Origin of the sequence: Brasilonema octagenarum UFV-OR1 (genome assembly GCF_963888615.1) — a bacterium.
Taxonomy (GTDB): Bacteria; Cyanobacteriota; Cyanobacteriia; order Cyanobacteriales; family Nostocaceae; genus Brasilonema; species Brasilonema sennae.
In genome coordinates this window covers 1-13,099 of the sequence record NZ_CAWPKW010000084.1, presented here as the reverse complement: position 1 = coordinate 13,099, position 13,099 = coordinate 1, and the positions used below count along the sequence as shown (strand labels likewise).

The window sequence follows — 13,099 nt, the reverse complement described above, 5'->3', positions numbered from 1 at the left end:
ATAAGCTGCCTTGTCAATCTAAAATTTAAAATCCAAAATCCAAAATTCAGTGACTGCGTAGCGTAGCTGTGGAAGTATCAAAACTTTGCATTTTATACACTCAGTGTTGAATTATTCAATTCCTTGTTAACAGTAGACGGAAAGCAGTTTTTTTGTAAACTAACTTCTTCTGCTGTTTGCTTTACCCCTCTTACTGCTTGATCCCCAAAGGGAACACCGAGGTTGTGTGAATTTTCTTTTCTTCCTGCGCCTGGTAACAGTGGATCATCAATTAAAGGCAAAGTTACTATCATTGTTGTGCCTTGATCAAGACCTGCACTCTCAAGAGTAATAGTACCCCCCATTAGTTCCATTAAATTTCGTGAAATGGCAAGTCCTAATCCTGTACCACCAAATTTACGTGAATCTGAACCATCCACCATCACAAAAGGGCGAAATAGTTTTTGTTGTTGAGCGGGATCAATTCCTATACCTGTATCTGTAACAGAAATAATGACTTCAGATTTATCATTTATACGTTGAATTTCTGTTGAGATTGTAATGCTTCCTTGTTCGGTAAACTTAGTTGCATTACCGATGACATTAATCAGCACTTGTTTAAGCTTGGCTGCATCAGCATTAACTGGAATTGTCTCATTCAGTTGAGGGATATTTAGTTGCAAGCCTTTTTGTTGAACATTCACTGATTGTATGTTGATAACCTCTATAAGAACTTGCCGTAGATCAATAGGTTGCAGAACTACTGAAAGCTTTCCTGCTTCTATTTTGGAAATATCAAGTAAATCATTAATAATGCCTAATAAGTGAATAGCTGCGTCATCTACACGACTGAGAAACTCCATTTCTTCTTCTCGATCATCGCACATACCATCTCGAACCAGACGAACACAACTAATGATGGTATGTAGCGGGTTTCTCAACTCATGGGAAGTCGTCGCTAAAAACTGAGTTTTCACCTGATTGGCAGCTTTTGCTTCTTTCCATGCTATTTCCAATTCTTCTGCCCAAGCTTTCAACCGTTCAACCATTTGCCCGAGTGCTTGCGCTAATTGGTTAAACTCCCGAATTTTGAAGTTGTCAGGAATTGGTTGTGTTGATTGGTTCAAGTGAAGATTTATAGCGTAGTCTCGCAATTGTTCTACAGGACGTGCCAAATAACGAGCTAAATACAGCGACGCCAAAACACTGGCGCCAATTAAACCCAATGTTAAAACAATGAGGATAAGTTTAATTCCCTCAAGACCATATAAAGCATTATCCAATTCTGTAACGGCTATAATCACCCATTTTCCCTCTTGCCCTTCTGTTAAAGGACTGGGTATGGCAGTATAGCCAGCAAGTAATTCTTCACCTTCATTTTCAAAAAATAAATGCAGAAAATATTTATTACCAGCCAGACCAGCTTTTAGAATTTTTTTGAGTCGCCCAGCATCTGTATGTTGAGCAATATTAGTCCCAACGCGACTAGGAATTGGGTGTGCCATAATTGTTCCATCATCAGCAATAACCATCGTTGAGCCTGTTAGCGAACCTGGCTTAGTTCGCCCTTTTTCTTGGAGTATTGTCACACGAAAAATCAAGGCATAACGTAAGTCTCCCATACTATCGTAGATGGGAGATGATAACAGCAATCGTAGTTGATTTGGTAAGTCTTTTCTACCAGTTGTTCCCAGCTTGGGTGGTAAAATAGCTTCAACATTAATCCCATCATTGTGTATGGGAAATTTTAATTCACCAATTGGTTGATCACCGCAAGTACTTGCAACAACATTACCGCTTTCTGGCTGCGTCAGCTGAATACACTCTATTTGCCTTGGTAGTCGTTGGGCTACTTGATTAAGAAATCGTTTTACTTCCAGAGGCGAACCTGACTGGATAACCGTTGTTTGACTTGCACTGAGCAAGTTTGTTTTCAAGGCAGCGCTCGTCTCTACAATTTTTTCACCTTTGATAACGGCACTTTCTGTTAAATTTTGACGGGCAGTTTCCAGAAGGCTAGAACGTGCCTTTTTATAGGCTACAATCTCCCCTATCAATAAAACCGGAACTAACAGAAGCAAGATTTTTGATACTAAAATCCGACGAAAGGATGATTGACGGGGTTTAGCCATCGGCAGTCTCTCTTAGTATGTGCCAATCACAACAGTAATCCTAAATAACTAGAGCAGCTAGTAGTGTTAAGTTATAAAAATCCTATTTTCTAATCATATTAAAAATATAAAGTAATTTAAAATCGAAAAAAAACTTATTATACAAACACTCACACAGACTAGCTCATACAGGGGTTGCTGTTGCATATAAATATTACAGAGTAAATAGGGAGACAGGAGGTTTCCTATATCACTATTTTTGAAAATCAGCATTTTGTACAGAAAACAAAAACTATCAGACCAACCCAATGGTACAACATCGCCCATATACCACTGTGATTTTGGCGATGAGTGCAGACGGCAAAATAGCGGATGTCAGGCGATCGCGTAGCGGCTGCTTTGCAGCATCGCCTGCTCGGTTTGGTTCCAAGACGGACATTGTACACTTGGAAGAGCAAATCACTTTTTTTCAGATGCTGTTTTATTCGGTGCTGGTACAACCCTAACTGTATCGCACCCACAACTGCTGCAACAACGAACTCAGGCGTGAAAGCTTTCCCAACCTGTCCATATACTTACTACACATTCTGCTAGCCTCAATCCGGAAATACGATTATTTCAGCAGCAAGTCTTGCGTTGGTAAGTAATGACAACAGCAGGAGCGCTTTTTTGCAAATAACGTCAAGAATTTAAGCTAATTTTGACTTAAACGCGCCGGTATAGAGGTTAGTCCCTAAGCCGTCTGCAGTTGCTGGAAGTTCATACAATAGAGTCTGGAAGTTTTTGTGCATAATCGCCTGCAACGACCAACAGATTTAGACTAGGCTAAATAAAGTTTGTGCTAAATTTTGTATCATCTTTAAAACCTCTAATGGTGGAACAACTGCAACCTCGCTATTCTGTCGCTTGGATAAATAAAATAGCTGAAGTCCCCCAAGAGGCGTGGGATACTTTAGCATTACCACTCAAAACTCCGTTTTTAGAATGGGAGTGGTTGAAAAATCTCGAAGCCTCCCAAAGCGCTACAGCTAACACTGGTTGGTTACCGAATCACTTAACCGTATGGCGAGACAGAACGCTGATTGCTGCTGCCCCACTTTACCTGAAAGGACACAGTTCTGGCGAATTTGTTTTTGACCATCAGTGGGCAGACTTAGCACAACGGATTGGTGTAAAGTATTACCCCAAAATGCTGGGGATGACTCCATTTACCCCGGCTGAAGGGTATCGATTTTTGATCGCACCAGGGGAAGATGAAGATGAGATCACGGCATTGATGGTGCACGAGATTGATGCTTTCTGCACCAAACACCGTATTTCTGGATGTCATTTTCTTTATGTAGACCCCCAATGGCGTCCTGTTCTGGAACGCCAAGGCTTCACACCTTGGCTGCATCACAGCTACATCTGGGAAAATCTTGGGTTTAACAATTTTGATGACTACTTGGCAGTGTTCAACGCCAACCAGCGTCGTAACATTAAGCGTGAACGCAAAGCAGTGGAAAAAGCTGGTTTGAGACTACAACCTCTGGCTGGCGATGAAATTCCCCAGTCACTGTTTCCTTTGATGTATCAGTTCTACGCTGATACCTGTGATAAATTTGGCTGGTGGGGTAGTAAATATTTAACAAAGAGATTTTTTGAACAGCTATACGCACATTATCGCCATCGAGTTGTGTTTTTTGCGGCATACACAGAACAGGATTCTCGTCAACCAGTGGGGATGTCTTTTTGTCTGTTTAAGGACGATAGGATGTATGGACGCTACTGGGGTTCTTTTCAAGAAATAGACTGCTTGCATTTTGATGCTTGTTATTATTCACCAGTAGAGTGGGCGATCACCAACGGTATCCAAATTTTTGACCCTGGTGCTGGTGGACGCCACAAAAAACGTCGCGGTTTCCCTGCGGCTGCCAATTACAGTTTACACCGCTTTTACAATGCTCGTCTTGGACAAATTCTGCGAAATTATATCAGTGAGGTGAATGAACTTGAACAGCAGGAGATTTCCGCAATAAATGCCGAGTTGCCTTTTAGTAGTTCCAATCCCTAATACGAATTTTTGTTATGCATTTTCCGCAACGCTCTTGTGCTAGAATCACCAAAATGTGATCAACAGCAACGAAGATAAGAATTACACTTTATAAGGGGTAAAAAACCCTTAAGACAAGTTAATTTTTATGGTGATTATGGATTTGACTGTTGAAAACTTGGCGGCAATTGACGATAAACTTTCTCAACGTCACATTGACCTTGACCCCGGTGGGTATTTCATTATTTATTTAAATCGGGAGGAAGGATTAATTTGTGCCAAGCATTTCACGAATGTGATTGATGAGCGTGGTTTAGCTGTTGATCCAGAAACTGGCAAGGTCATTCCAGCACGGGAAAAGGTGGAACGCACTCACACGACTGTGTTTAGTGGAAGGACGGCAAAAGAATTGTGTGTGAAAATTTTTGAGGAAAATCAGCCCCCTCCTGTGACTCAGTTAACCCATGCGGCTTATTTGGGTCGTGAGTTTGTCCGATCTGAGATTTCTTTAGTGACAGGACAAGATTATGTTCAGGATTAAAACAGTGAACAGTTATCAGTGAACAGTAAACAGTAAACAGTAAACAGTAAACAGTTATCAGTCAACAGTAAAGTTGATAACCCTTCGGGTTCGCCAGTCGCCTACGGAGGGAGACCCTCCTGCAGCGCTGGCTCACTGATAACTGATTAACTGGTTAATAAGCGAACATCATCCGTTAGAAGATGGCTGAAACACTTGATAAATGTAGTAAGTCGCCATTGGAATAACGGTGGCGGCGACTAAAAGTCCTATCACCCAAGCAGTTGCATTACCTTTGTTGGTATCGGTGTCTTCTGCTGTTGCAAAGGTACTTTCTACCGCTACGTTATCCGTAACTTGGGGAGGTCCGGGATCTGCTTCGCCAGATAGAACGGCGACTAGGCGATCGCCAGCATCTATAAATGCCTGATTATATTTGTCACCGTCCCGTAATGGTACTGTCAAAGTTTCGGAAGCTACACTCAGAGCAATATCATCTGGCATCAAAGATTTCACTTTATCGCCAGTTATAATTGCGGTACCGTTTTTTGCGACATCAATCATTAATATTATCTGATTTGCTTGTGCTTCCTTTGCAGGAAACCATTTTTCAAACAGAGCTTTGGTGAAGCTCTCCGGAGTTTCACCGTAGTCAAGACGACGAACTGTGACAAATCTGACTTCTTTTCCGGTTTGCTTTGCTAAATTCTCAAGGGTGCTGTTAAGCTTACCTTCACTTAAACGGCTGATGACGTCAGCTTGATCAACAACCCAAGTGGATTCACCACTTTTAATGGTTGGCATATCATAAACACCAGTCGCCCAAGCAGACGCAGCAAAGACAAAAGAAGCCAGAGTAACCATCACCGTCGGCAGAAGCAGCCGTTGGATGCGTTTTTTCCAGCTATAAACTCGATTGAGGAGCTCTTTCATGGGATTTACCAAAACACACACTTGCACAAAAAAAATACTACATAACCACTGGCAAAATCTTCTATTTGCCTGCGTCTTATATGCAAAGCGCAATAGCGGTTATGCAAACAGTGCTTACAACTTCTAGCTTAAATCTCAAGTAGCATAAAATTTAGTGGCTTTTTAAGTCAATTGATTTGTGTTTTAATCTTCCACTAGTTGTAAATCGCCGTTCAAAAGCTAAATAGAACAAGTAGGCAAATACTAACGATATTCCCAGACTAACTAGATACAGTAACACTGTATACGTAATCGCAGGTAGTTGCAAGTCGTGTAGAAAGTGATGCACTAGCGTCACTATCACTCCGTGAGTAAGATAAAGACTGTAGGAAAATGATCCGAGTGTGATTGCAAGAGCTGATTCTAATACGCGCAGCCCTTTTGGTAACGGATTTTTTTCAAGAATAAAGTTAGTGCAGTAAATGATCAGACAAGCTGCAGCTAGCGCAGCAAAACTTTCAAAAATCCATGCATCTAATCTTAGTCTTTTCCATTCTGTTAAAAAAGCAATGCCAGCAAAAATAACTGCTAACACAGACCATGGTACAGACTTTCTTAACCTGATCCAATCAGGTTTTTGTGAAAATCCAATTTCAGCGGCTAGCATCCCTATAGCAAATGAACCTAGCAACCAAGGACGGCTTACGTCCATCAAACCGTTGAATAAATAGTGGGGTGTCAGTCCAATTATAAAAGCAATTAAAATAACTGATAACCAACCCCAACGTCTCAGTAAAGGTAGTAACAACAGTGGAAACAAAAAATAAATTTGCCATTCTACTGCCACACTCCACAATGGCAGGTTAATAGCATGTGCTAGCGTTCCTGGAGTTAAATTATGAATTAGTAGTAGGTGTAAGATAACATCAACAAAAGAATGGTTCAAGATCTCAGAAGGAAGAGTAAAATCTTTTCACTCTACAAAGATTCAATTATTAAGTCTGTGATGAAATTTCCAAGCAGATATAAGCACATCTGAATCAAGGAGGAGTATCTCCAACATCAGCCATTACATTCAAGTCAACCATCGGAGCGAATAAGTAAATACTTCCTCGACTACTATAACGGCTTTGCTGCAGCCGGTTTTTGTAGTTTGCTGCTGTTGTAATCATGATGTGCCAAGAAAACTTACATATTTACTAAAGCGCTTTTTTACTGACACAAGTAGTCTGCAATTACTATACTAAAATCCATTTGCAAATTTTATGTAAAGAAACAGTATTTTTTTTATAAAAATCATGAAAATTTCAAAAACATAGATTTGGTTTTCGATGACATATAAAACTCCGGACGTCTCTATTTTTATCACTTGGGGTATGAGTCAGTTCATCGAGCTTCTTGCCTGTTAAGCGTTCCCTGTGTTTCTTGAAAAAAAAGAGAATTGAGAGTGTCTCAAAGGTGAATGGAACTGTAGGTAAGCTGAACAAGGGGAAGGTAGTAGGAAATTCACCCATGTCGCCTACTGTAGGAACCTTAATCCCCGTATAGTAATATTTTTTATTTTAAGTAGAAAGTTATCTGCGTGACATACTCCCGACGCTCACCGGAAGCGGGTAGAGCTGCTGCTAAAGCTTTCAAAGACTTTTCCCAGCCACTCTTGCCCTTTATGCTTTTAATGGATACAGGACTTACGCAAAAATAACGTACTTGCACCCGTTGCGACGAGGAGTCCGTAATTTCACAGTCTTGTTGTTTCGTAACTCGTGCGTAAGTCCTAAACTAATCAGAAACGACTGACAAAGATGGTATTTTGCGGATTTCTTCACGCACACTCATAAGGGTTCTACCGAGATGATTGTGACCCGTTTTATCTACACCACAACCCCAGAAATAATCGTTTGGTGAGTTTTCTACAATCAAGTTATCACCAGTCATTAAAAGGATTTCTCTAATCTCGGTATGTGTCATAAACTTTTTAAGTACAGCTTCTCGCATCACTTGAGTTTTGACCTCCTCCCAGTCTAAACGAACTTGGCGCGTGCAGTCGCGTCCTAATGCTGCCGCAAGTTCTGGTGTTTCAGCACTATGGATAAGAGGTATGATCATAGCATCTGAGGTTCCAACAAACTTTTGAGCTTGATAATAATGCTCAACTGTTGACCAAAAGATGTCTTGCATGACGATTCCATGAGAAGAAAAATTGGAAAAACAGCCGTAGGGCTGCCAAACCTTGTAAAAGTAAATAGTCATTTGAAAATTGCTGTTTGATACATTAATATCCACTATCACGGTAGATACTACCAATAAACAGTCTGCTTTGAATTCCACCGCAGTACTTGTCTCAAGGTAGAAGATTGCGTTCAAAACAGAGTTCTATTGTGAAGTGAAAAGTCGTAGCGAGAGGTTAACAATGCAGGCAAAAAGTGAAAAGAGCAACCAAAGCGCCCCGTTGATTGTTGCTGGAATTTTCCTAGGTATAGGTCTAGGTGGCTTCTTTGATGGGATTGTACTGCATCAGATTCTTCAGTGGCATCATATGTTGAGTAACATTCGACCTCTGACCACAATGTCTAATATAGATATGAATACAATCTGGGACGGCTTATTTCACGCCTTTGATTGGATAATGACTGTGATTGGAGTGGTGTTGCTGTGGCGGGCAGGAGGGCGTGAAGATGTTCCTTGGTCATCCAACATCTACTTTGGATCCATACTTACCGGTGCTGGGTTGTTCAACTTGGTAGAAGGAGTGATTGACCATCATATTCTTGGCATCCATCATGTAAAACCAGGACCGAATCAGCTAGCCTGGGATTTAGGATTTCTTGCCCTCGGTGCGCTTCTTGTTATCGTTGGGTTGGTATTGGTACAAAAAAACGGTAAAAATTATGAATTATGAGTGTTCAATGTTGAATTTTCCATAATTCATAATTTGTATGTCTGCAGATGCTTTTGAAAAAACAAGCTGGATTTGGCAGGGTTCCCAGTTGCAACAACAAGTTGGAGAATGGTTTGAGTACCAGTTATCTCGCTTTAATTGGGCTTTGCCAAAGTTCTCACCTCAGTCGTCTATTAGTCCCTGGGTGCTGAAGCTGGTGAACTTTATTTTTTGGCTGTTACTGGGGTTATTTCTAGTTTGGGTTGGTTGGCGTTTATGGCAGGAACTTCGCCCTTATTTTAACTCTTGGCTAGCTGGTCACAATTGGACAAATTCTCAAGCAAAAACTGCAGAAAATGAATTATCTGTAACTGAATGCTTGACGCGATCGCAAGAATTTTCCCGTCAGGGTAATTACCGTCAAGCATGCCGTTATCTTTATTTCGCAATGTTGCAGCACTTGCATGGGCAAGGTATTCTCCCTCACAAATCTAGCCGTACAGATGGCGAATATTTGCAATTGCTACGAATGTTGGCGACTTCAATACAGCCCTATGAGACTTTGATGACTACTCACGAACAATTGTGTTTTGGCAATGCTGAAATTTCGGCAGACAATTATGAGCATTGCCAGCAAGCGTATCGGGAGATTTCCAACACATGAAACGCTCAAACCGTCTGGCTTGGATTGGGGCGATCGCCTTGGGAGTGATGATACTACTCAGTTTCTTCACCGCCCCAACCAGCACCAACATCAATAGTGGTTCCACTTACAACCGCGCTCCCGACGGTTACGGCGCTTGGTATGCTTATATGGAAAAGCAAAAAACTGGTATCAAGCGTTGGCAAAAGCCTTTTAGTGATTTAAATACAGAAAAACGCCCCATTACTTTATTACAAATCAACAGCCGCCTGGGCGATGGGCTGTATGATTACGAAAAACAATGGGTAGAAAAAGGTAATAATTTGGTTATTTTAGGTGTGGGGGCGGCGAGTACAGCAGCAGACTTCACCACCATGCAAAAATCTCCAAGAGGAGATGTCAAAATTGAGACGCGAAGACGGCGACGGCTCCAAACTCAAGAAAAGATTTCTTTGGGCGATCGCTTTGGGGCTGTTGTTTGGGAAGAAAATTACGGTCAAGGAAAAGCTATTTTTTCTACGACTCCCTACTTAGCTGCCAATGCCTATCAAGACTATCAAAGTAATTTTCAGTATTTATCAGATTTAGTCAGTCAAAAAGGTCATTTATTATTTGTAGATGAATACATCCACGGCTACAAGGAACCCAGTGTCAGAAAAAGAGAAGGCAAAGGAGATTTATTAAGTTATTTTACCAAAACTCCTGTATTTCCAGCTTTCTTACAAGCAGGCATACTGCTATTGGTGCTCATTTGGTCAAAAAATCGACGCTTTGGCAAGCCAGTTGCATTATTATCACCAGTCGTTGACAACAGTGAAGCCTACATCAAAGCTTTGGCAGGAGTTTTGCAAAAAGCTAAATCCAGCGACTTTGTTGTAGAAATGATAGGAAAAGCAGAACAATTGCAACTACAAAAAGCTTTAGGATTGGGGCAAGAATTACTGGATCAGCAAACTATAATCAATGCTTGGGTACAGCAAACAGGGATTCCTCCTACAGAACTAGAAGAGGTGTTAAAACGACAATCCCAAAAACGCCACATGAGTGAATCAGAACTGTTAAGCTGGTTGGAGAAATGGCAAACTCTTCGGAGAATTAAAAATTCATAATTAACAGTTACCTTCTATAGCAATCCTATCTGCAAAGTGAAAATGACTTTTTCAATGAACCGCAGAGGCGCAGAGTACGCAGAGAGAAGAATAAAGAGAGGTTTTCACGTTAGCGTAGCGTGCCCGTAGGGCATATGATTTAGAACTACTATATATAGCAGTCCTATCTACAAAGTGAAAATTACTTTGAAACGAACCGCCAAGACGAGCCAGCGCGAATGAAGGCTTTCCCGACAGAGGTGACTGGCGTGCCAAGGACGCCAAGGAAGAGGAATTTCACAAATAATTTAGGATTGCTATAGTATTTTAAATAATTAGGGAGATTTTCTATAGCTTTTAACTCTGCGTCCTCTGTAGTTTTTAAAAATGCTTTTGTGCCTGACGTTAATTGTTTATAAATAATAATGAGCGAAATCAATCCTGTTTTAAATCGCCTCAGTCAAGAACTTAATCGAGTTGTGGTTGGTCAATCCACCCTAATACACCAGCTTTTGATAGCTTTACTTGCAGGTGGACATGTGATTTTGGAAGGAGTGCCAGGAACAGGTAAAACACTGCTTGTGAAAGTCCTGGCACAGTTGATTCAAGCCGATTTTCGCCGAATTCAATTGACACCAGATGTGTTGCCATCAGATATTACTGGTACAAATATTTTCGATCTAAACACCCGCAGTTTCAGCCTGAAAAAAGGACCAGTTTTTACCGAAGTCCTGCTTGCAGATGAAATCAACCGAACTCCCCCCAAAACTCAAGCAGCTTTGCTAGAAGCAATGGAAGAGACGCAGGTAACACTGGATGGTGAAAGTTTGCCATTGCCAGACTTATTTTGGGTGATTGCAACGCAAAATCCTTTGGAATTTGAGGGTACTTATCCTTTACCAGAAGCACAATTGGATAGATTTGTCTTCAAACTAGTGGTAGATTATCCTGACCAAGCTGCTGAAAAGCAAATGTTACTCAATCGTCAGGCGGGATTTGCAGCACGACGCCTAGATATTGCTCGTTTACAGCCAGTGACAACAATATCTCAAATTTTGTCAGCACGACAAGTCGTAAGAGATGTTAAAGTTTCTGAAACAATCATTGATTATCTGCTTTTGTTAGTCAGAACCTCGCGACAATATCCTGATTTAAGTTTAGGTGCCTCTCCTCGTGCTGCTGGTTTGTGGTTGCAGACATCACAAGCAGCAGCGTACTTAGCTGGACGAGATTTTGTAACGCCGGATGATGTGAAAGCAGTTGCATCACCACTACTACGTCATCGTTTGATTTTGAAACCAGAAGCGATGTTAGATGGTTTCAAAATTGATGGGGCGATCGCATCAATATTAAATAAAGTGCCAGTCCCAAGATAAAGTATTTAAAACAGTGAACAGTGAACAGTGAACAGTAAACAGTAAACAGTGAACAGTGACCAAAAAACTGATAACTGGTAACTGGTAACTGGTAACTGATAACTGGTAACTGGTAACTGGTAACTGTTAAATTATGCTTCCTTCTAAACGAGTTTATTTTTTATTGATATTGGGAATTGCGATCGCCCCAACTTTAACCTTCTTTTTCAGTATTGGGGCAAGTTTATTTATAACTTTGCTTTTTGATGTTATCGTGCTGGGATTGATGGTTGTGGATGGTTTGCAAGTTCGACAACATCGCGTGCAGATGACACGCGAAATACCATCGCGATTGTCCATTGGACGAGAGAATCCAGTTTTACTCAAGGTGACATCAGGAAAAGCCAACGCGATCATTCAAATCCGGGATGACTACCCAAGTAGTTTTGGAGTGTCTGTCCCCGCACTACGCGCCACTGTTCCTAGTCACACGACTCAAGAATTAACTTATAGCGTCCATCCCACACAGCGCGGAGAGTTTTCTTGGGGGGATATTCAAGTCAGACAACTTGGTGCTTGGGGATTAGCTTGGGATGATAGAAAGATTTTTCACAGTCTGAAAGTGAAAGTTTATCCAGATTTAGTGGGGTTGCGATCGCTCTCAATTCGCCTAGTACTGCAATCATCAGGAGTCAACCGTCAATCTCGCCAATTCAATATTGGCACAGAATTTGCTGAACTCCGGAACTATCGCGCTGGTGATGATTTGCGGTTTATTGATTGGAAAGCAACTGCCCGTCGTGTGAACGCTTATGGTACACCACCATTGGTGAAGGTACTTCAACCGGAACAAGAGCAAACCTTGCTGATTTTGTTGGATCGGGGACGGTTAATGACGGCAAAAGTACAGGGTTTGCAGCGATTTGACTGGGGTTTGAATGCGACTTTATCGTTAGCTTTGGCTGGATTACATCGGGGCGATCGCGTGGGCGTAGGCGTTTTTGACCGCCAAATGCATACTTGGATTCCTCCAGAACGCGGTCAACATCGTCTGAGTCAGCTTATTGACCGCTTAACTCCCATTCAACCAGTGTTGTTAGAATCTGATTACGTAGGGGCACTCACAAGTGTTGTGCGGCAGCAAACTAAGCGTTGTCTAGTGGTGGTGATTACCGATTTAGTTGATCTGACCGCCTCTTCAGAACTTCTAGCAGCACTTTCTGTGCTTACACCTCGCTATTTGTCGTTTTGTGTCACCTTACGCGATCCTCTCGTTGATCATTTGGCACAGAGTACCAGTTTAGAAGGTGGAGTTACAGCTGCTTATACCCGTGCTGTCGCCCTAGATTTATTAGCACAACGACAAGTCGCGTTTGCCCAACTCAAACACAAAGGTGTGTTGGTGTTAGATGCACCAGCAAATCAAGTGACAGATCAATTAGTAGATAAATATTTGCAAATCAAAGCACGGAATCTGCTTTAACTCATATCTCGTTCAAAACCTCACCCTCGCTTGAATCGGCGCAAAAATCTTTCCCTCTCCTTTATAAGGAGAGGGATGCCCGACAGGGCAGGGTGAGG

Annotated in this window: 11 protein-coding genes and 1 pseudogene; 8 read left to right on the top strand and 4 right to left on the bottom strand. The window is 41.6% G+C overall.

Annotated features, from left to right (window positions below; translation table 11 throughout):
* Positions 1 to 92: 92 nt before the first annotated feature.
* The gene (locus tag AC5590_RS06395; protein ID WP_169268371.1) at positions 93 to 2,111 is read right to left on the bottom strand and encodes an ATP-binding protein; all 2,019 of its coding nucleotides are present in this window, start codon (positions 2,109 to 2,111) and stop codon (positions 93 to 95) included.
* Positions 2,112 to 2,398: 287 nt separating this feature from the next.
* On the opposite strand from AC5590_RS06395, the pseudogene AC5590_RS06390 reads away from it, so the two are divergent.
* The 3 genes and pseudogenes from AC5590_RS06390 to AC5590_RS06380 all read left to right on the top strand — a co-directional run.
* Positions 2,399 to 2,730, top strand: a pseudogene (locus tag AC5590_RS06390) (dihydrofolate reductase family protein); the annotation flags it as partial.
* A gap of 231 nt (positions 2,731 to 2,961) precedes the next feature.
* Positions 2,962 to 4,143 (top strand): GNAT family N-acetyltransferase, encoded by a 1,182-nt coding sequence (locus tag AC5590_RS06385; protein ID WP_169268373.1) that lies wholly within the window; start codon positions 2,962 to 2,964, stop codon positions 4,141 to 4,143.
* Positions 4,144 to 4,279: 136 nt separating this feature from the next.
* Entirely contained in the window at positions 4,280 to 4,663 is a 384-nt protein-coding gene (locus AC5590_RS06380; protein WP_169268372.1) for a DUF4346 domain-containing protein, read from the top strand.
* A 168-nt stretch (positions 4,664 to 4,831) separates the two neighbouring features.
* Here the strand turns inward: AC5590_RS06380 and psb32 are convergent, their stop codons facing one another.
* The 3 genes from psb32 to ybiA all read right to left on the bottom strand — a co-directional run bounded on the left by psb32 (position 4,832) and on the right by ybiA (position 7,804).
* Positions 4,832 to 5,575 carry a photosystem II repair protein Psb32 gene (psb32, locus tag AC5590_RS06375; protein ID WP_169268370.1) on the bottom strand — a complete coding sequence of 248 codons (744 nt, stop codon included), beginning with the start codon at positions 5,573 to 5,575 and terminating at the stop codon, positions 4,832 to 4,834.
* A gap of 151 nt (positions 5,576 to 5,726) precedes the next feature.
* Positions 5,727 to 6,500, bottom strand: coding sequence for an acyltransferase family protein (locus AC5590_RS06370; protein ID WP_169268369.1), 774 nt, complete (start codon positions 6,498 to 6,500; stop codon positions 5,727 to 5,729).
* Positions 6,501 to 7,333: 833 nt separating this feature from the next.
* On the bottom strand, positions 7,334 to 7,804 hold the full coding sequence (gene ybiA, locus AC5590_RS06365; protein ID WP_169268368.1) for a riboflavin biosynthesis intermediates N-glycosidase: 471 nt from the start codon (positions 7,802 to 7,804) through the stop codon (positions 7,334 to 7,336).
* A gap of 160 nt (positions 7,805 to 7,964) precedes the next feature.
* Between ybiA and AC5590_RS06360 the strand changes: the two genes are divergently transcribed.
* From AC5590_RS06360 to AC5590_RS06340, 5 genes are all read left to right on the top strand, one after another.
* The gene (locus AC5590_RS06360; RefSeq protein ID WP_169268367.1) at positions 7,965 to 8,453 is read left to right on the top strand and encodes a DUF2243 domain-containing protein; all 489 of its coding nucleotides are present in this window, start codon (positions 7,965 to 7,967) and stop codon (positions 8,451 to 8,453) included.
* A 37-nt stretch (positions 8,454 to 8,490) separates the two neighbouring features.
* Positions 8,491 to 9,096, top strand: a complete 606-nt coding sequence (locus AC5590_RS06355) for a DUF4129 domain-containing protein (RefSeq protein ID WP_169268366.1) — start codon at positions 8,491 to 8,493, stop codon at positions 9,094 to 9,096.
* On the top strand, positions 9,093 to 10,184 hold the full coding sequence (locus AC5590_RS06350; protein ID WP_169268365.1) for a DUF4350 domain-containing protein: 1,092 nt from the start codon (positions 9,093 to 9,095) through the stop codon (positions 10,182 to 10,184). Before AC5590_RS06355 ends, AC5590_RS06350 begins: the two co-directional genes overlap by 4 nt.
* Positions 10,185 to 10,588: 404 nt before the next feature.
* Positions 10,589 to 11,539: an AAA family ATPase gene (locus AC5590_RS06345; protein WP_169268364.1), complete on the top strand. Its 951-nt coding sequence runs from the start codon at positions 10,589 to 10,591 to the stop codon at positions 11,537 to 11,539.
* 133 nt (positions 11,540 to 11,672) lie between these two features.
* Entirely contained in the window at positions 11,673 to 13,001 is a 1,329-nt protein-coding gene (locus tag AC5590_RS06340; protein ID WP_169268363.1) for a DUF58 domain-containing protein, read from the top strand.
* Positions 13,002 to 13,099: the final 98 nt, after the last annotated feature.